The 17,859-nt window shown below is 75.1% G+C and carries 21 protein-coding genes and 1 tRNA gene; 7 read left to right on the plus strand and 15 right to left on the minus strand.

Annotated features, from left to right (window positions below; all coding sequences use genetic code 11):
* Positions 1–20: 20 nt before the first annotated feature.
* The 6 genes from DQ240_RS14175 to DQ240_RS14200 form a co-directional block, all read right to left on the minus strand.
* Positions 21–470: an SRPBCC domain-containing protein gene (locus DQ240_RS14175; RefSeq protein WP_113840298.1), complete on the minus strand. Its 450-nt coding sequence runs from the start codon at positions 468–470 to the stop codon at positions 21–23.
* Complete coding sequence (locus tag DQ240_RS14180; RefSeq protein WP_113840249.1) at positions 467–853, minus strand: VOC family protein; 387 nt, start codon at positions 851–853, stop codon at positions 467–469. Before DQ240_RS14180 ends, DQ240_RS14175 begins: the two co-directional genes overlap by 4 nt.
* Positions 854–936: 83 nt before the next feature.
* Positions 937–1,689 (minus strand): SCO1664 family protein, encoded by a 753-nt coding sequence (locus DQ240_RS14185; protein ID WP_113840250.1) that lies wholly within the window; start codon positions 1,687–1,689, stop codon positions 937–939.
* A 31-nt stretch (positions 1,690–1,720) separates the two neighbouring features.
* Positions 1,721–2,272, minus strand: a complete 552-nt coding sequence (locus tag DQ240_RS14190) for a DUF3090 family protein (RefSeq protein ID WP_113840251.1) — start codon at positions 2,270–2,272, stop codon at positions 1,721–1,723.
* A 47-nt stretch (positions 2,273–2,319) separates the two neighbouring features.
* Positions 2,320–3,024 (minus strand): histidine phosphatase family protein, encoded by a 705-nt coding sequence (locus tag DQ240_RS14195; RefSeq protein WP_113840252.1) that lies wholly within the window; start codon positions 3,022–3,024, stop codon positions 2,320–2,322.
* Positions 3,025–3,045: 21 nt separating this feature from the next.
* Positions 3,046–3,945 (minus strand): undecaprenyl-diphosphate phosphatase, encoded by a 900-nt coding sequence (locus tag DQ240_RS14200; RefSeq protein WP_233498723.1) that lies wholly within the window; start codon positions 3,943–3,945, stop codon positions 3,046–3,048.
* Between the two features lie 137 nt (positions 3,946–4,082).
* Here DQ240_RS14200 and DQ240_RS14205 point away from each other — a divergent pair, with 137 nt between their 5' ends.
* Positions 4,083–5,054, plus strand: a complete 972-nt coding sequence (locus DQ240_RS14205) for an aldo/keto reductase (RefSeq protein WP_113840253.1) — start codon at positions 4,083–4,085, stop codon at positions 5,052–5,054.
* Positions 5,051–7,000 carry an AAA family ATPase gene (locus DQ240_RS14210; protein WP_113840254.1) on the plus strand — a complete coding sequence of 650 codons (1,950 nt, stop codon included), beginning with the start codon at positions 5,051–5,053 and terminating at the stop codon, positions 6,998–7,000. Before DQ240_RS14205 ends, DQ240_RS14210 begins: the two co-directional genes overlap by 4 nt.
* A gap of 45 nt (positions 7,001–7,045) precedes the next feature.
* On the opposite strand, the gene DQ240_RS14215 is transcribed toward DQ240_RS14210, so the two are convergent.
* Positions 7,046–8,038, minus strand: coding sequence for a YafY family protein (locus DQ240_RS14215; RefSeq protein ID WP_113840255.1), 993 nt, complete (start codon positions 8,036–8,038; stop codon positions 7,046–7,048).
* Between the two features lie 90 nt (positions 8,039–8,128).
* Between DQ240_RS14215 and DQ240_RS14220 the strand changes: the two genes are divergently transcribed.
* Positions 8,129–8,869 carry an alpha/beta fold hydrolase gene (locus DQ240_RS14220; RefSeq protein WP_113840256.1) on the plus strand — a complete coding sequence of 247 codons (741 nt, stop codon included), beginning with the start codon at positions 8,129–8,131 and terminating at the stop codon, positions 8,867–8,869.
* On the opposite strand, the gene DQ240_RS14225 is transcribed toward DQ240_RS14220, so the two are convergent.
* The 3 genes from DQ240_RS14225 to DQ240_RS14235 all read right to left on the minus strand — a co-directional run bounded on the left by DQ240_RS14225 (position 8,866) and on the right by DQ240_RS14235 (position 10,726).
* Positions 8,866–9,642, minus strand: a complete 777-nt coding sequence (locus tag DQ240_RS14225; RefSeq protein ID WP_113840257.1) for a DUF2470 domain-containing protein — start codon at positions 9,640–9,642, stop codon at positions 8,866–8,868. The two genes, DQ240_RS14220 and DQ240_RS14225, sit on opposite strands and share 4 nt — an antisense overlap.
* A 63-nt stretch (positions 9,643–9,705) precedes the next feature.
* On the minus strand, positions 9,706–10,182 hold the full coding sequence (locus DQ240_RS14230; RefSeq protein ID WP_147261998.1) for a hypothetical protein: 477 nt from the start codon (positions 10,180–10,182) through the stop codon (positions 9,706–9,708).
* A gap of 274 nt (positions 10,183–10,456) precedes the next feature.
* Entirely contained in the window at positions 10,457–10,726 is a 270-nt protein-coding gene (locus DQ240_RS14235; protein ID WP_199589303.1) for a hypothetical protein, read from the minus strand.
* 122 nt (positions 10,727–10,848) lie between these two features.
* On the opposite strand from DQ240_RS14235, the gene DQ240_RS14240 reads away from it, so the two are divergent.
* The 3 genes from DQ240_RS14240 (at position 10,849) to DQ240_RS14250 (ending at position 12,759) form a co-directional block, all read left to right on the plus strand.
* A complete protein-coding gene (locus DQ240_RS14240; RefSeq protein WP_113840259.1) occupies positions 10,849–11,052 on the plus strand; it encodes a DUF5703 family protein in 204 nt (67 codons plus the stop codon).
* A gap of 82 nt (positions 11,053–11,134) precedes the next feature.
* A complete protein-coding gene (locus tag DQ240_RS14245; protein ID WP_113840260.1) occupies positions 11,135–11,707 on the plus strand; it encodes a class I SAM-dependent methyltransferase in 573 nt (190 codons plus the stop codon).
* A gap of 131 nt (positions 11,708–11,838) precedes the next feature.
* Positions 11,839–12,759, plus strand: a complete 921-nt coding sequence (locus tag DQ240_RS14250; RefSeq protein ID WP_199589304.1) for an intradiol ring-cleavage dioxygenase — start codon at positions 11,839–11,841, stop codon at positions 12,757–12,759.
* Positions 12,760–12,763: 4 nt separating this feature from the next.
* On the opposite strand, the gene DQ240_RS14255 is transcribed toward DQ240_RS14250, so the two are convergent.
* The 3 genes from DQ240_RS14255 to DQ240_RS14265 form a co-directional block, all read right to left on the minus strand.
* On the minus strand, positions 12,764–13,561 hold the full coding sequence (locus DQ240_RS14255; RefSeq protein WP_113840261.1) for an SDR family oxidoreductase: 798 nt from the start codon (positions 13,559–13,561) through the stop codon (positions 12,764–12,766).
* Between the two features lie 20 nt (positions 13,562–13,581).
* Positions 13,582–14,901 carry a M20/M25/M40 family metallo-hydrolase gene (locus DQ240_RS14260; RefSeq protein ID WP_113840262.1) on the minus strand — a complete coding sequence of 440 codons (1,320 nt, stop codon included), beginning with the start codon at positions 14,899–14,901 and terminating at the stop codon, positions 13,582–13,584.
* Between the two features lie 135 nt (positions 14,902–15,036).
* Positions 15,037–15,690 (minus strand): SHOCT domain-containing protein, encoded by a 654-nt coding sequence (locus tag DQ240_RS14265; protein WP_199589305.1) that lies wholly within the window; start codon positions 15,688–15,690, stop codon positions 15,037–15,039.
* Between the two features lie 249 nt (positions 15,691–15,939).
* Here DQ240_RS14265 and DQ240_RS14270 point away from each other — a divergent pair.
* Positions 15,940–16,024 (plus strand) — tRNA-Leu (locus DQ240_RS14270).
* A 60-nt stretch (positions 16,025–16,084) separates the two neighbouring features.
* Here DQ240_RS14270 and DQ240_RS14275 read toward each other — a convergent pair.
* Both DQ240_RS14275 and DQ240_RS14280 read right to left on the minus strand, forming a co-directional pair.
* Positions 16,085–17,137, minus strand: coding sequence for a TerC family protein (locus DQ240_RS14275; protein ID WP_113840264.1), 1,053 nt, complete (start codon positions 17,135–17,137; stop codon positions 16,085–16,087).
* 183 nt (positions 17,138–17,320) lie between these two features.
* Entirely contained in the window at positions 17,321–17,773 is a 453-nt protein-coding gene (locus DQ240_RS14280; RefSeq protein WP_113840265.1) for a pyridoxamine 5'-phosphate oxidase family protein, read from the minus strand.
* Between the last annotated feature and the right edge of the window lie 86 nt (positions 17,774–17,859).

A 17,859-nucleotide genomic window follows, 5' to 3' on the forward strand; every position in this document is an offset into this window, starting at 1 on the left:
CTCCCCGGGCGATCGGCGGCTCAGCCGTCGAGGAGCGCGGCGAGCCGGTCCAGCGCCATGCGCCAGCCCAGTTCGTTCTGCTCCGGGTCGATGCCGGCCGGCACCCCCTCGTGGACGGCGGTGAGCTCGGTGCCGCCGTCCGGGGAGTCGCGCAGGGTCACGGTCGTGGTCATCTCGCCGCGCAGGTCGGGGTCGTCGGTCTCGAACTTGTCGACCTCGACCACGAGCTCGCCGGGCACGAGGTGGGTGAAGCGGGCGCGGTAGGTGTCGCTGTGCGCCGTCGTCTTGCCGCGGGCGTCCGGCGCGTCGTAGGTGAGGGTGACGCGCAGCCCGCCGTCACCGAGCTCCTCGACCTCGCTGCGCATCCCCTCGGGGTACCGCCAGCGGGCGATGAGCGCCGGCTCGGTCAGCGCGCGGTGGACGGCGTCGCGCGGTGCGGCCAGCACGGCCGACACCGTGGTCGTGCTCACGGCCACGTCACGGCGTGCCGCTCGAACTCCGCGCCGGTCTGGACGCCGACCACGCAGAACACCAGCCCGGCCGGGTCGGTCATCTGCCAGAAGGAGCCCATGTCGCGGTGCCGGCGCGCGCCGAGGGCCTCCAGCCGGGCGACCTCGGCCTCGACGTCGTCGCTCTCGACGTCCACGTGCCAGCGGGGCGGCGTCCCCTCCCGCGTGCGCTGCACCTCGAGGTGGAACCCGTCGGCGAACGAGCCGAGGGTCGCCCAGTCGGCGTCGGTCGGGTCCGGGGTGGCGCTGCGGCCGGTGGCCCCGGCCCAGAACGCCGTCCCCGCGGCGTGGTGCTCCGGCGGCAGGTCCAGCAGCAGGATCGACAGTCGCGAGCGGTGCGGCATGGCCCCATGGTGACGTGCTGGAACGGCCAGCCTCCAGGGTCCCGCGGCGAGCCTGCGAGTCGTGGGGGGGAATGGTGGTCCTTCTAGAATGGCGGCCAGGGCAGGGCGGGCCACTCGCCGCTGGGCTCGGGGTGCAGCTGTGTGCGCAGCAGCTCGGCGACCCGCTGCTGGGTGGCGCGGACCTCGCGCCGGGTGAGGTGCTCGTGGAGCTGCTCGCCGAGGTCGCCGCGCAGGTCGTCGGCCAGCCGCTCGAGGACCTCCAGCGCGGCCACGGGCAGCGGCTTGCCCGCCCAGCGCCACAGCAGCGTGCGCAACTTCGGGTCCGGCGAGAAGCAGATGCCGTGGTCGACGCCGTACACGTGGCCCTCGACGGTCGGGATGATGTGCCCGCCCTTGCGGTCGGCGTTGTTCACCACCGCGTCGAACACCGCCATGCGGCGCAGCCCGGGATGGTCGGTGCGGACGAACGCGGCCAGGTCGACCGACTCGTCGCCGTCGATCCACAGCTGCACCATGCCGGGGCCGAACGGGCCCTCGCGCAGCACGGTCGGGGGGACGACGTCCCAGCCGGTCGCCTCCGAGACCAGCGCCGCGGAGACCTCCCGGCCGGCGAGGGTGCCGTCGGGGAAGTCCCACAGCGGCCGCTCCCCCGCCACCGGCTTGTAGACGCACTCCGCGGTGAGCTCGCCGGAGCGGACGGTGCCGAACAGGGTGACGTTCGAGGCGTCGAGCATGCGGCCCTCGAGGTCGATCTCGCCGTCGACCAGCAGCGACCGCGCCTCGGCGGCGCCGTCGGGACCGCGCAGGCCGGGGTCGGCGGCGGGCTGCTCGCTCATCGGGGGACGGACCGGGGCCTCGTCGACCGGCTCAGCGCCGGTAGCCGTTCTGCCGCGGGCAGACGTGGCCCGTCGGGTCCAGCGGCAGCGAGCACAGCGGGCAGGCCGGCCGGCCGGCGGCGATGACCCGGCGGGCGCGGGCGACGAAGGCCCGCGCGGCGCCGGGCGCGATCGTGACGCGGAGCGCGTCGGGGCCCTCGTCGCTGTCGGAGAGGATCGCGTCCTCCTCGATCGGCTCCTCGCCGGCGGCGACGGCCTCCACGACGACGGCCTGCTGCTCGGCGTCCCAGGCCAGGCCCATCGCGGCGACGCGGAACTCCTCGTCGACCGGGGCGGTGAGCGGGTCGAGGTCGTCGACGTCGGCGTCCGGCGGGACGACGGCGCCCGGGCGGGTGGCGACCTCGTCGAGCAGCTCGGCCATCCGGTCGGCCAGCACCTGCACCTGGCTCTTCTCCAGCGCGACGCTCACCACGCGGCCGGCGTCGTCGGACGCCTGCAGGTAGAAGGTCCGGTCGCCCGGCTGGCCCACCGTCCCCGCGACGAAGCGGGAGGGGCGCTCGAAGAGGTGGACCTGGCGCGGCACGCTGCCAGGTTACGCGGGAGCGCTGACGGACCGCCGCCGGTCGCGGGTCAGACGGTCGCGCCCGCGCCGCCGCCGACGACGGCGTCGGAGTCGGCCGCGCGGCGGCGTCGTCCCCTCTTCTTCGGCGGCGGGACCAGGGCGCCCACGTCCCCGCCGGAGTCGTTGACCCGCAGCACGAACGGCCGGGTCTCGGTGTAGCTGACCACCGAGATCGAGGCGGGGTCGACGACGATCCGCTGGAACTGGTCCAGGTGCAGGCCGAGGGCGTCGGCCAGCACCGCCTTGATCACGTCGCCGTGGGAGCAGGCCAGCCACACCGCGTCGGGGCCCAGCCGCGCGTTCCACTCGCGGACGGCGGCGACGGCCCGGGCCTGGGTCTGCGCGAGCCCCTCCCCCTCCGGCCCGGGGAACACCGCGGCCGACGGGTGGGCCTGGACCACCTTCCACAGCGGTTCCTTGACCAGCTCCTTGATCGGCCGGTTGGTCCAGTCGCCGTAGCGGGCCTCGCCGAGCCGGTCGTCGGTCTGCAGCTCCAGGTCCCGTCCGGCGAGGACGGCGCCGGCGGTGGCCTGGCAGCGCTCCAGCGGGCTGCTGACCACCGCGGCCAGGGGCACCGGGGCGAGCCGCTGCGCGACCGCGGCGACCTGCGCCTGGCCCGTCTCGTCGAGCTGCACGCCCGGGGTCCAGCCGGCGAGGACGCCGCCGGTGTTGGCCGTCGTCCGGCCGTGCCGCAGCAGGATGACGGTGGTCACGGCCCCGAGCCTAGGCGCTGGTCAGGGGCTGGTCTCGGGAGGCAGCGGGTCGAGGACGCCGGCGCCGACCAGCGCGAGCAGGGCCAGGCCGAGGACGACGCGGTAGACGACGAACGGGGTGAAGCTGCCGCGGTCCAGGTAGCGCAGCAGCCACGCGATGACGACGTAGCCGACGGCGAACCCGACGACCGTCGCGAGGATCGTCGGGCCCCAGGCGATCGGCGCCCCCTCGGTCTCGCCCGCCAGGGCCTCGTAGGTCTGGAAGCCGCCGGACCCGAGCACGGCCGGGATGGCGAGCAGGAACGAGTAGCGGGCCGCCGCCGCCCGGCTGAAGCCGAGGAACAGGCCGGCGGTGATCGTGCCGCCGGAGCGGGAGACACCGGGGATGAGCGCCATGGCCTGCGCGAAGCCGAAGGCGATGCCGGAGCGGGCGGTGAGGTCGCGCAGCTCCAGCTGCTTGCGGCCCACCCGGTCGGCCCAGAACAGGATGAGCGAGAAGAGCACGAGCGAGATGGCGACGATCCGCAGGTCCCGCAGCGTCGTCTCGATGTCGTCCTGGAACAGCAGGCCGAGGACGACGATCGGGAGGCTGCCGACGATGATCAGCCAGCCCATCCGGGCGTCGGGGTCGCCGCGCAGCTCCCGCCGGAACAGCGCGAGCGTCCACTGACGGATGATCCGCCAGATCTCGGTGCGGAAGTACAGCAGCACCGCGAGCTCGGTGCCGATCTGGATGATCGCGGTGAAGGCCGCTCCCGGGTCGTCCCAGCCGAAGGCCTCCCCCACCACGCGCAGGTGCGCGCTGGAGGAGATGGGGATGAACTCGGTCAGCCCCTGCACCAGCCCCAGGACGACGGCCTCGAACCAGCCCACGCCGCTCAGCCCCCCACCGTCGGAGTCGCTCGGGAACGGTTTCTGCACTCGAGCGACTCCACAGGCACGGGGGCAGAGCCTAGGCGGCGTCCCGCGCGGTCCCAGGCTGCCCGCGCGGCGCGCCGTCCCCAGGAGGCCCGCGCGCCCCCGTGCCCCGGTCGGGTGCGCCGGTAGGTTGGCATCCCGTGGAACAACGGGCTCTCGGGCGCAGCGGCCTGGTCGTCTCCCGGCTCGCGCTCGGCACCATGACGTGGGGCCGGGACACCGACGAGGACGAGGCCGCGATGCAGCTCACGGCCTTCGTCGACGCCGGCGGCACCCTGGTCGACACCGCCGACGTGTACTGCGACGGCGAGAGCGAGCGGACCCTGGGCCGGCTGCTGTCCGACGTCGTCCCCCGGTCGGAGGTCCTCGTGGCCACCAAGGCCGCGGGCCGGACCGGGCCCGGGCCGATGGGCCGCGGCGCCTCCCGCGGGCACCTGCTGAACGCGCTGGACGCATCGCTGGAGCGGCTGGGGCTGGACCACGTCGACCTGTGGCAGCTGCACGCCTGGGACGAGCACACCCCGCTCGAGGAGACCCTGGCCGCCTGCGACCTGGCCGTCACCTCCGGACGCACCCGGTACGTGGGGATCAGCAACTTCAGCGGCTGGCAGACCGCGCAGGCCGCGACCTGGCAGCGGGCGTGGCCGGGCCGGGTGCCGCTGGTGAGCACGCAGGTCGAGTACTCGCTGCTGCAGCGCGGCGTCGAGCGCGAGGTCGTGCCGGCCGCGGAGGCGCTCGGCCTGGGCGTGCTGGCCTGGTCGCCGCTGGGCCGGGGGCTGCTCACCGGCAAGTACCGGCACAGCACCCCGACGGAGTCCCGCGGCGCCTCGCCGCAGTGGCAGGGGTTCATCGACGGGCTGCGCTCGGACACCTCCGACCGGATCGTCGAGGCCGTCATCACCGCCGCCGACGGCCTGGGGACGACGCCGCTGGCGGTGGCGCTGGCCTGGGTGCGCGACCGGCCCGGCGTGGTGGCGCCGGTCGTCGGCGCGCGCACCGCCGCCCAGCTGCAGACCTCGCTCGACGCCGAGGGGGTCCGCCTCCCCGCGGCCATCCGGACGGCGCTGGAGGACGTCTCCGCGCCCCACTTCGCCTATCCGGAGCGGCGATGAGCGCGCCCGCGACGGCCGACCGCGTCTTCACCGCCTTCTGCGCCGCCGGGCTCTGGCCGGGGCTGGGCAAGCGGACCGCCGCCGAGCTGCCCGCAGCCGGGATCACCTCCCCGGACGACGTGACCGCGGCCAAGCTGCTGAAGCTGCCCAAGGTCGGCAAGCAGCGGGCCGAGCGGCTGTTCTCCAGCTTCCTGTCCGCGGCGCCGACCTACGAGGTCGTCACGCTGCTGGTCGGTGCCGGGCTGGACGCGAAGCTGGCCGCGGGCACCGCCGACGCGCTCGGACCCGACGCCGCCCGCCGGCTGCGCGACGACCCGTGGGCGCTGCTCGGGCTGACCGGGGTGGCCCTGGCCGACGCCGACCGGCTGGCCATCGCCCTGCTCCCGGGCGCCGACCGGCAGGACACCCGCCGCGGCCGGGCGATCGTCGCCCTCACCCTCCGGACGGCGACGCGGGACGGGCACACCGTGCTGCCGGTCGACCTCGTCGTCGCCGCGCTGCGGGCCGAGGGGATCGCCGATCCCGCCGCTGCGATCGCCGCCGCCGTCGACTCCGGGGACGTGCTCGACCACGAGCCCCCGGAGCCGGAGTGGGACGAGGAGTCGGACGAGGAACCGCCCCAGCCCGACCCGGCGCTGCGCATGCTGTCGCTGGCCCGGTACGGGATGGCCGAGGAGGCCGTGGCGGAGAACGTCGCCCGGCTGATGGCCACCGCCGAGCGGATCGCCGACCCCGCCGCGGTGCGCTCGGTGGCCAAGGGGCTCGACGAGGCGCAGAAGAAGGCGGTCGCGGCCGTGCTCGGCGCCGGCGTCTCGCTGCTCACCGGCGGTCCGGGCACCGGCAAGAGCCGCACCGTGGCCGCCGTCGTGAAGCTGCTGATGGCCAAGGGCAGCGAGGTGGCGCTGGCCGCCCCGACCGGGCGGGCCGCGAAGCGGCTGGAGGAGCTCACCGACCACCCCGCGGTCACGGTGCACCGGCTGCTGGGCGCGCAGGGCATGACCGGCGGCTTCTCGCGCAACGAGGAGTGGCCGCTGGACGCCGACGTGGTCGTGGTCGACGAGGCCTCGATGCTCGACGTGGAGCTGACCGCGGCGCTGCTGGAGGCGTGCCAGGACGGCACCCACCTCGTGCTCGTCGGCGACCCGGCGCAGCTGCCCTCGATCGGTCCCGGGCACGTGCTCGGGGACCTGATCGACTCCGGCGTCGTCCCGGTGACCGAGCTGACCACGCTCTACCGGCAGGCCGAGGGTGGGGCGATCGCGCGGCTGGCCAACGCGGTGCGCGGTGGGGAGCTGCCGCCGGTGGACTCCCCCGACCGCGAGGTGGTCGTCGTCCCGGCGACCGGCAGCGCGGAGGCCGCCCGCCGGGTGGTCCAGCTGGTCACCGACTCGATCCCGCGGGCGCTGGGCATCGACCCGGCGACGGTGCAGGTGGTGACCCCGGTGCACCGCGGGCCGGCCGGCACGATCGAGCTCAACAAGGCGCTCAAGGCGGAGCTGAACCCCGGCCACGGCACGGTGTGGGGCTTCGACGTGGGCGACCGCGTGGTGGCGACCGCCAACCACCTGGACCTGGAGCCGATCGGGTTCGCCAACGGGGAGACCGGCGTGGTGACCGGCACCGGCGACGGGTCCCTGGACGTCGCCTTCGCCTCGGGCCCGGTCACCGTGCCGACGAACGCGCTGTCGGACCTCCGGCACGGCTGGGCGATCACCGTGCACCGCGCGCAGGGCTCGGAGTGGCCCGGCGTCGTCGTCTGCCTGCCCCCGGAGGCCGGCGGGATGCTGTCGCGGCCGCTGGTCTACACCGCGCTGACCCGCGCGCAGTCGCACCTGTCGATCGTGCACGCCTCGGGCGCGGCGCTGGCGCGGGCGGTGCGGGAGGTGGACGTCCGCCCCCGCCGCACCCGGCTCGCGCCGCTGCTCGCCGAGGCCCTGGCCGAGTGAGCGGGGGCGTGTCTCTCGCGTCGGGTCCGGGCGAGGGCGGCGGCGTCAGGTCGAGGGCGTGGCCGCGGTGTCCGGGACGGCGCCGCGCAGTGCGCTGACGCGGAGGCGGTCGGCCAGGGCGAGGACCTCCTCGCGGAGAGCGCCCGGGGTGATCACCTCGAAGTCCCAGCCGAGTCCGGCCAGCATGCGGGCCATGCCGTCGAGGTGCTCGGCGCGCGTCTCGAGGAGCACACCGTCGACGTGCTCGCTCAGCCGTCCCACGCTCCGGGGCAGTCGAGCGCCCGCATCGGCGCGGGTGGTCCGCAGCACGACGGCGACCTCGTGCGACCACCTGACCGCGGCGATCCCCGTCACGACCTGCGTCGTGGCGTCGAAGCCGGCCGGCACGACGTAGGAGCTGTCGCCCTGCTCGACCGAGGCGATGCGGTCCAGTCGGAAGGTCCGCAGGTCGTCGCGGCCGTGGTCGCGCCCGGTGACGTACCAGCGGCCGGAGTGGAAGACCAGGCCGTAGACGTCGAGCTCACGCTGCGACTCCCGACCGTCCCAGGCGGTGTACGCGATCACGACGGTGCGACGCGCCTGCGCGGCCGAGGCGAGACCGAGCAGCGCGTCGGCGCCGGCGGGAGCGGTCTCCCGCACCGGGGTCGTGAACTGTGCGGTCGACAGCAGGCTGTCGAGCCGCTGGCCGAGGGCCCGCGGCAGGACACGCGACACCTTGGCCAGCGCGCTGGCCGCCGCTGCGTGGTCGGTGGTGGCAGGCCCCGCGCGTTCCGCGGCCCTGAGACCCAGGACGACGGCGATGGCCTCGTCATCGGTGAACATCAGCGGCGGCAGCTTGTAGCCCGGTGAGAGCCGGTAGCCGCCGTACCTGCCCCGCTGTGCGTGGACGGGGATGCCGAGGTCGACGAGGTGCTCGGCGTAGCGCCGGACCGTGCGCTCGTCGACCCCGAGCCGGGCCGCGAGATCGCCGACGGTGCGCTGCCCGCCGGTCTGGAGCAGCTCCAGCATGGCCAGCACGCGGGCGGTCGGGCGGGTCACCGGCCCTCCTCGGTGCTGCTGGGACGAGCGGTGGAGCGGAGTCGCCATACCGGGCGGGATCTGCCCGCATTCCAGCCTAGCGTCGCCCACATGAACGCCACCACCTACGTCCTCGTCCCCGGCTTCTGGCTGGGCGCCCGGGTCTGGCGCCCCGTCGCCGACTCGCTGCGTGCGCGCGGTCACGTCGTGCACGCCGTCGACCTCCCGGGCATGGGAGAGCGCGCCCACCTCGCCTCGCCCGAGACCGACCTGACGACCCACATCGACGACGTCGTGCACCTGCTCGAGCAGCTGGACCTGCACGACGTCGTGCTCGTCGGACACAGCTACGGCGCCCTCGTGACGACCGGTGCGGCGGACCGCGTGCCCGAGCGCGTGGCGCGGCTGGTCTACGTGGACTCGGGGCCCCTGCCGGACGGCATGGCGCAGGCCGACTTCGAGGGACCCGACGCGCGCGCGGCCAACCAGGATCTGGTCATGGCCCACGGTGAGGGCTGGAAGCTCCCTCCGCCGCCCTGGGCCGTGCTCGCCGCCGAGGTGGCCGAGGTCGACGACGCTGCCGTCGCCGCGCTGGTCGACGGCTCGCGGCCGCAGCCCTGGCTCACCGCCACCCGTCCGGTCGCGCTCACCGGCGCCTGGGAGCGGCTGCCACGGACGGGCGTGCTGTGCAGTTTCGGCCTCGAGCAGCTGCGAGAGATGGCGCCCCACGCACCCGGTTTCGCGCACATGGTCACCGGCGACTGGACGTACGTCGAGCTCCCGACGTGGCACTGGCCGATGGTGAGCCGACCGGCGGAACTCGCCGAGGTGCTGGCGTCGGTCGGCCGCTAGGGGGCCGAGCGCAGCAGACGCTGGGTGGCCGCGTGCAGCTGCCCGGCGCAGGTGAGCGGCCGGGGGAACGCGATGCGGACGTCGGTGGCGCCGCGCGGCCGCTCGATGCGGAGCCGGTAGCCGTACCGGTCCAGTCCCAGCGGGCGGACGACGTCCTCGGCGCCCACCGACCCGGCCGGGAGCAGCCGGGCGAGGGTGGCCAGCACCTCCGGATGGCAGCGGTCGACGTGGGTGAGCATCCGGGTCTCGACCGCGAGCAGCGGGTCGGGGCGGGCCGCGGCGAAGTCGGCCGGGCCGACCTCGGTGCACCGCTCCCCCTCGCGCAGCACGACCTCGGCGAGGTCCAGGCGCAGCAGCGTGGTGGTCCGCCCGACGTCGAGCAGGTCCCCGGCCGGGCGGACGGCGGCGAACTCCAGCGCCGCCGCGCGCGCGTCCCGCTCGGGGACGGGGGTGAGCCAGCCGGACAGCCAGACCTGGGCGCGGACCGGGTCGCGCAGCGGCACCGGCGCCCGGTCGCTGACCATCAGCAGCGCGCTGAGGTCGCGCTCCGGGCTGTGCTCGACCGCGGCGGCGGCCTCCCCGCCGGAGGGGACGAGCACGAGCACCTGCCCCGCGGCGGTGGTCGCGTGCGCCAGCGGGCGGGCGGGTTCGCGGCCGGGGAGGCACAGCGCGGCGCCCGCCCGCGCGGCGACCGTGCGGGCCCGTTCCGCGGGGAGGGCGGCGCCGTCCAGGGCGGACGGGTGCACCGGGGTGGAGCCGTGCGGAGCGGTCATGCGGAGCCTCCGGGCGATCGGGTTAGGGAAGCCTAACCAAATCGGCGCCCGGAGGGGAAGGCGTCAGGCGTTGAGCTCGACCGCCCGGCCGAGGTTGCGGCGCACCAGCCGCGGCAGCAGCACGAGGTTGACCAGCAGACCCAGCGACAGGACGACGACCAGCCAGAACCCCGCGCCCGCTCCGCCGTCGGTCAGCGCGAGGAGGACGGCGAACACGAGCGCGACGCCGCCGAGGAGCGTGAGGCCCAGCGCCACCGCCCGGCGCCGCGGGTGCCGGCGCTCCTGCTCCGCCGTCGCCTCCAGCGTCGTCCGCGCCCACTCGACCACCGCCGGGCGCAGCCGGTCGGACTCCGCGCGGCGCCCCCGGGCCATCGCCCGCTGGACGCCGAGGGTGTCGCCCGCCTCCAGCCCGTGCCGCTGCAGCAGACCGGCGGGGGCCTCGGTGCCCACCGAGGCCCAGAAGCGCCGGCCGGCGACGGCGAACGCCGCGAGCGGGGCCAGCACGGCGACGACGAGCGAGACGACGATCAGGGTGGCCACGAGCGGCAGCATGCCCGGTGGGGGCCCCGCCGCGGGTCCCCGTCACCCGGACGCGCGACGGTCGCCGTCGGCAGGACCGCCGCCCCCGGACGTCCGGACGTCGGTCGGGCGCGGGACACCGGGTCCTCCAGCCGCCGCGTCGGCCACTGCGTCGACACCCCCACGTGCCGGGCCGGCGGGTGCACCGCGGCGCCGGTCAGCCGGTGCCGCTGCACGACCAGAGCGCGTCCTGAGCGGGGAACCCGTGTTCGGCGAACAGCACCGGCCGCCCAGGTCAGCCGCGGAGGTCGTCCTCGTCCACGGGCACGTCGGCCTGCTGCTCCAGGACGTCGGCCTCGTCGGCCTCGACGCCGCCGACCGTGGCCGGCCGGCCGGCCTCGCCCGGGCGGGCAGCCAGCTGCTGCTCCAGGGCGTCCCCCTCGGGCACGTCGTCCCCCACCGGGGCGGCGTCGCCGGCGGTGGCCGGTGCGACGGGCTCGAGCAGGGCCTCCTGCTCGGCGCGGTCGGCGTCGTTCGCGCCGAGAGCGGGGTCGGGCTGGCTCACGTCGTCCTCCTCGCTGGGCGTCGGGTCGTTCGTCGGACCCATCCTGCCGTCGGAGGGGACGGACGGCTCGGTGGGTGTCGGCAGGGTGACGCTCCGGCGAACGGCGTGGCACCATCGGGCGGATGGAGGCGGCCGGGGACTACGAGTTCGCGCCGCTGCGGATCCCGCCGGGCACGTCCCGGTCCGCGGCGGCGACCATGTTGATCCTGCAGGCCGACACCGGCGGCTGGGAGCTCGCCCGGTTGCAGCTGCACGCCGACGGCACCCGCAAGGTGATCCTGCGCCGCCGGTCGCGGCTGTCCTACCTCCCGGGACCGCACGTCTAGACCCCCGCTGGCAGCGACCACGGGTGTCGTGCCAGGGTCTTCGCGGGCGATCCGCCGCCCGGACCCCGGCCCGGGAGGACCCGTGAACCAGCACCTCGACGACCGCCTCAAGTTCCTGAAGGCGTTCATCGCCAACCCGCGCCAGGTCGGCGCGATCCTGCCGACCTCCCGCTGGGCGGTGCGCGACATGCTCGACCTGGGCGACGTGCCCAACGCCAAGCTCGTGGTGGAGCTCGGCGCGGGCACCGGCGTGCAGACCGGCGAGCTGCTGGCCCGGCTCGGTCCGGAGGCGGAGCTGATCGCCGTCGAGATCGACGCCCAGCTGGCCGAGCTGCTGGCCGGCCGCTACCGCGACCCGCGGCTGCACGTGGTGTGCGACTCGGCGGAGAACCTCGGCGAGCACCTCGACGGGCGCCAGGCCGACATCGTCGTCTCGGCCCTGCCCTACACCTCGTTCGCCCCGGCGCTGCGGCAGCGGATCCTCGACGTGCTGCCGCGGATCGTCGCGCCCGGCGGCGCGGTGCTGGTCATCCAGTACTCGCCGCTGATCCTCAAGGAGCTGCGCCGCCGGTTCGCGCGGGTGACCACGCGCATCTCGCCGTGGAACGTGCCCCCGGCCGTGCTCTTCGCCTGCCGCGGGCCCCGCGAGGACTGACCGCAGGCCGCCGGGACGGCCCGGCGCCGGAGCGGACGGCTCCCAGCAGACGCACAGCGGCAGCCCAGGTGACACAGCGGTCGACTCCGCAGGGTGGACTCGACAACGCACCGTCACCACCGGGAGTCCCCGTGCCGACCACCCCCACCCGTTCCTCCTACGAGGGACGCCCCCTCCCCCGCCCCGGCGAGGACCTCGTCGACCAGGGACTGGGCTTCGACGTCGGCACGCTGATGAGCCGGCGGAGGCTGCTCGGGTTCGTCGGGATCGGCGCCGCCACGCTCGGACTGGCGGCCTGCGGTAGGGACGGCGGGACGGCGTCCGCGTCCTCCTCGGCGGGCACGACGGCCGCGGCGGGCGAGATCCCCGACGAGACCGCGGGGCCCTACCCCGGCGACGGCTCCAACGGCCCCGACGTGCTGGAGCAGTCCGGCATCGTGCGCAGCGACATCCGCGACAGCTTCGGCGTGTACCGCGGCACCGCGGAGGGCGTGCCCATGACGCTCCAGCTCACCGTCACCGATCTGGCCGGCGGCGGCGTGCCGTTCGAGGGTGCGGCCGTCTACGTGTGGCACTGCACACGGGAGGGCGGGTACTCGCTGTACTCGCAGGGAGTCACCGACCAGAACTTCCTGCGCGGCGTGCAGGTCGCCGGGGCCGACGGGACGGTGACCTTCACCAGCGTCTTCCCGGCCTGCTACGACGGGCGGTGGCCGCACATCCACTTCGAGGTCTACCCCGACCAGGCCTCGATCGCGGACTCGACCGCGGCGATCGCCACCTCCCAGGTCGCGCTGCCCGAGGACGTCTGCGCGACCGTCTACGCCACCAGCGGTTACGAGGCCTCGGTGCGCAACCTCGCCCGGGTGAGCCTGACCGGCGACAACGTCTTCGGCGACGACGGCGGCGCCCTCCAGCTCGCGACCGTCACCGGCGACGTGTCCGGCGGCTACACCGTCCGGCTCACCGCCGGGGTCGACACCTCGACCACGCCCACCGGTGGCGGCACCGCTCCTGGCGGTCCCGGCGGCCCGGGCGGTCCCCCGTCCTGACCTGCTAGCGCATGTCCTTCGGGCGCAGTGCCTCCGGGACGACGGCGGGCTCGCCGGACTCGGTCCGCGCGGCGGGCACGCCCTTGAACCGGTAGTTCACGACGCCGACCCCGGGCTGGACGACGTAGGCGGCACCGGGCTCGCCGTCGGTCCAGGCGGCGATCATCGCGTCGGCGACCTCCTGGGCGGTGAGCACCGGGAAGCCGGCCGCGGTGAACTCGTGCCGGATGCGGTCGATGATCGCGGTGTCGGCGAAGCCGGGGCAGATGGCGGTGATCGTCGTCCCCTCGCGGGCCAGCCGGGGGGCCATCGAGCGGACGAACGCGATCGCGCCGCCCTTGGCCACGCTGTAGCCGGGGTCGGTGGCCATCGGAGAGAGGCCGGCCAGCGACGCCGTCACCACGATCGCTCCCCCGCCGGCCCGCTTGATGGCCGGGCGGGCGGCCTGGACGCCGTAGACGACGCCGAACAGGTCGATGGTGACCACGCGCATGAACTCGTCGAGGTCGAGGGCGTCGTCGCTCTTCGCGGCGGAGATGCCGGCGTTGAGGTAGGCGGCGTCGAGCCGGCCGTGCTCGGCCTCGACCTGCGCGACGACGGCCTCGTTGGCGGCGAGGTCGGTGACGTCCAGCGCCACGAACGGGCAGCCGAGGTCGGCGGCGACCGAGCGGTTGCGCTCGGTGTCGAGGTCGGCGAGGACGGCGGTCACGTCGCGCTCGCGCAGCGTGGCGGCGAGGGCGCGGCCGAAGCCGCCGGTCCCTCCGGTGATCAGTGCGACGGCGCCGGGCTCGAGTGTGCTCACCGGGGCATCACACCACTCGGTCAGGCGGTGCGCAGGAACCGGTCGAGCACGCGGATGCCGAACCGCAGCGACTCGACCGGCACCCGCTCGTCGATGCCGTGGAACAGGGCGGCGAAGTCCAGCTCGGGGGGCAGCCGCAGCGGGGAGAACCCGAAGCAACGGATGCCCAGGCGCTCGAAGCTCTTGGCGTCGGTGCCACCGCTCATGGTGAACGGCACCGGGCGGGCGCCGGCGTCCTCGCTCTTCAGCGCTGCGACCATCGCGTCGACGACCGGGCCGTCGAACGTCGTCTCCACGGCCTGGTCGTGGACGATCCACTCGCGCTGGACGCCCTCGCCGATCAGGCCGGCCAGCTGCCGCTCGAACTCCGCCTCCTGGCCGTGCAGGAAACGGCCGTCCACGGTGGCGGTGGCGGTGCCGGGGATGACGTTGGTCTTGTAGCCGGCGTCGAGCATCGTGGGGTTGGCGGTGTTCCGCAGCGCCGCGCCGATCATCCGGCTGATGGACCCCAGCCGGGCGAGGGCCTCCTCGGGCTGGTCGGGGTCGATCTCGATGCCGTAGGCCTCGCTGACGGCGTCCAGGAAGGCGCGCATGGGCGGGGTGAGCACGGTGGGCAGCCGGGTGGAGCCGATGCGGGCGACGGCCTGGCACAGCCGGGTGACGGCGTTGTCGTCGTGCACGAACGAGCCGTGGCCGGGGCGGCCCGAGGCGGTGAGCCGCATCCAGGCCAGCCCCTTCTCGGCGGTCTGCACGAGGTAGAGGCGCAGGTCGTCGCGGACGGTGATGCTGAAGCCGCCGACCTCGCTGATCGCCTCGGTGCAGTCGGCGAACAGGTCGGGGTGCTCGTCCACGATCCAGCGGGCGCCCAGGGTGCCGCCGGCCTCCTCGTCGGCGAGGTAGGCCAGCACGATGTCGCGCTCGGGGCGGACGCCGGTGCGCGCCCAGTCCCGGACCAGCGCGAGGGTCATCGCGTCCATGTCCTTCATGTCGACCGCGCCCCGGCCCCACACGTAGCCGTCGCGCTCCTCGCCGGAGAAGGGGTGCACGCTCCACTCGCTCGGATCGGCGGGGACGACGTCGAGGTGGCCGTGCACGAGCAGCGGCGGCCGGCTCGGGTCGGTGCCGGGGATGCGGGCCACCAGGCTGGCCCGGCCGCGCTCGGACTCGTAGATCTGCGAGCCGATGCCGACCTCGTCGAGCTTGCCGGCAACCCACTCCGCCGCCAGGCGCTCACCCTTGCCGGTGGCGGTGTCGCCGGTGTTCGTCGTGTCGATCCGGATGAGGTCGCTGAGCAGCTCGGCGACCTCGTCCTGGGCGCGGGTCAGCGGCGCGGGCTCCATCGGCCGAGCGTATGCGCCGGTCCGCAGCCGGTCAGGAGGTGACCCAGGTGAACAGTGCCAGGCCGGCCCACACGCCCAGCCCCGCCGCGACCAGGTAGTAGAGCCACCAGCGCCAGGTGCTCCGCCGCGGCTGCGTCACCCCGACACCTCCTCGCGCAGCGTCGCGGCCTTCGCCAGCCGGTACTCGTCGTCGGTGAGCTCGCCGGAGGCGTGCAGAGCGGCCAGCCGCTCCAGTCGCCCGGCCACCGACATGGCGGAGGCGCGGGGGTCGTCGCCCCCGGGGAGGTCCGGGGCCCGGGGAGCCGGCGGCGGCTCCTCCAGGTGCGGGTGGTGGACGACGACCGGCGGCGGCCCGGCCTGCGGGGTCGTCCGGGTGCTGCGGTTCCCCCGCAGCACGGAGAGCCCGATGAGCAGCGGGCCGGCGCCCATCACCCAGAAGAGGATCCCGCAGAAGATGAAGCCGCCGCTCACCCCGGCGCCGGGCGGCGGGTCGAACCAGCCGTCGTCCAGGAAGTTCCAGCCCAGGGTCAGGAACAGCGCGGGCCAGCCCAGCAGGACCGGCTGGGGCGCCCGGAGCACGTGCGCACCCCAGAGCGTGCCGAGCACGCAGACGAGCGCCGACCCGAACACCAGCAGCAGCGCGCCGCCCGTGCCGTCGGGACACGGCTGGGCCGACACGTACGGCCCGCCGTCGGCGCACGAGCCGCCGACGGCGCTGACCGACCGCATGATCTGGGACAGGATCGTGATGCTGGCGGCACCAGCGGCGACACCGAGCCCGAGCGCCACGACGGCGCGTGCCCGTCTCGCGGGCGACAACGGTTCCGACGACGTCACGACCACCTCCGGCAGCGGGGAGCCGCAGCGGAGGCTAGGGCCGACACCAGGCCCGACACCAGGCCCGACACCAGGCCCGACACCAGGCCCGACACCAGGGCCGACACCAGGGCCCGACACCAGGGCCCGACACCGGGGTCGGCGGACGGCTCGGGGGTGCGTCGAGCGGCCGGAGGCGTCTTGTAGTCTTGTCCCGCACTCGTCCGGGTGGCGGAATGGCAGACGCGCTAGCTTGAGGTGCTAGTGCCCTTTATCGGGCGTGGGGGTTCAAGTCCCCCCTCGGACACAGTTCGAAGGCCCCGCGGTCGGCTGACCGCGGGGCCTTCGTCGTCGGAGGCGGTGGACGTCACCCCACCGGGTCCCGACCTCCTCCTGCGCCGACCCGCTCCGCCGGACGCCGCCGCCACGTCGGCTCCAGCGCGGCGGTCTCCTCCTCGGACGCGACCCGGAACGGCGACGGCGTCGCGGAGCCGACCGGCACCCGGCCCTGACCCCGCGTCGCCCGGAGGCTGGCCACGACCGACACCCCGATGATCGTGGCGATCACGGCGAGCGAGACCGTCGTCGGCACGTAGTACAGGTCCACCTTGAGCAGCATCTTGACGCCCACCCAGACGAGCACGAGCGCCAGCCCGGTCTTCAGGTACACGAACCGGTGCACCAGGTCGGCGAGCAGGAAGTACATGGCCCGCAGGCCCAGCACCGCGAACGCGTTGGCCGTGAAGACCAGGAACGGCTCGTCGGTGACCGCGAAGATCGCCGGGATCGAGTCGACGGCGAAGACGACGTCGGTCACCTCGATGACCACCAGGACCGCGAGCAGCGGCGTGGCCACGAGCCGGCCCGCGACCCGGATCACCAGCCGCTGGCCGTGGTAGGCGTCGGTCATGGGGACCAGGCGCCGGAAGGCCCGTAGCGCCCGTGACCGTGCCGGGTCCAGGTGCTCGCTGCGCGAGCGCGCCATCCGCACCCCCGTGACGAGCAGGAACGCGGCGAAGACGTACAGCACCCAGCTGAAGCTCGCGATGAGGACCGACCCGGCGGCGATGAAGATGCCGCGGAACACCAGCGCACCGACGACGCCGAGGATGAGGACCCGGTGCTGGTACTCCCGGGGCACCGCGAAGTACGACAGCACGATCGCCCACACGAAGACGTTGTCCACGGCCAGCGACTTCTCGATCAGGTAGCCGGCGAAGTACTGCTGCCCGTACTCGGCGCCGGCCTGCCACCAGACCCCGACGCCGAAGGCCACGCCGAAGACCACCCAGATCCCCGACCAGACCGCGGCCTCGCGGAGGCCGATGACGTGCGCCCGGCGATGGGCGAACAGGTCCATCGCGAGCATCGCGAGGATGACCGCCAGCACGGCGAGCCAGATCCACAGGGGCACGTCCACGGCACAACCTCCCGGTCGGTTCCGACCGGAGGTCTCCCCAGCTCCCACGTCCGGGAGCTCTGCCCGCCGGGCCCCAGGGGGGCCGTGCTGACGGCGGACGGCGACGGGGTACTCCCCTCCACGACGAGGACAAGTGAACCACAGTTCGCCTTTTCGCGCAGGGCATGCGCGCCGCACCGCTGGTCAGGCGCTGGCGCGGCCGTCCGTGCCCACGGACCGGCGCACGCCGACCGATCCGGGCGGCATCTGCCAGCCGCTCGTGATGCCGTTCTCGATCACCAGGTAGCAGCGCCCCGCGGAGGGCGACCACGAGGGGAGATGCAGGCGGTCGAGCCTGGCCACCTCCGCCTCCGCGTGGGCCACGCGGGCCGGACCCACGACCGTCACCGCCCAGGCGCCCCCGTCCGGCTCCCAGCCGTCCGCCTCGAACGCGACGACGGTGCCCGGGCACGACACCGCCAGGGTGCTGCCGGGCACCGCGGCGACGACGACCCGGGTCCCGTCGAGCGCGAAGGGCACCGGCTGGACCGCCGGGAGCGCCCGCGCCGTGAAGGCGATCCGACCCACCGGGACGCGGCTCAGCAACCGCCGGCACTCGCCCTCGCCCAGCGTCTCCGCTCCCTCGACCGTCCGCACGTCCGCCGCTCCCCCCGTGGACCCGTCCCCGGCCGTTGCCCGGCCCTCGTTTCGTCCTCGAGTCTCGGCGGGCGGTCACCGGCGGG

Source organism: Blastococcus sp. TF02A-26 (genome assembly GCF_003319125.1).
Classification (GTDB): Bacteria; Actinomycetota; Actinomycetes; order Mycobacteriales; family Geodermatophilaceae; genus Trujillonella.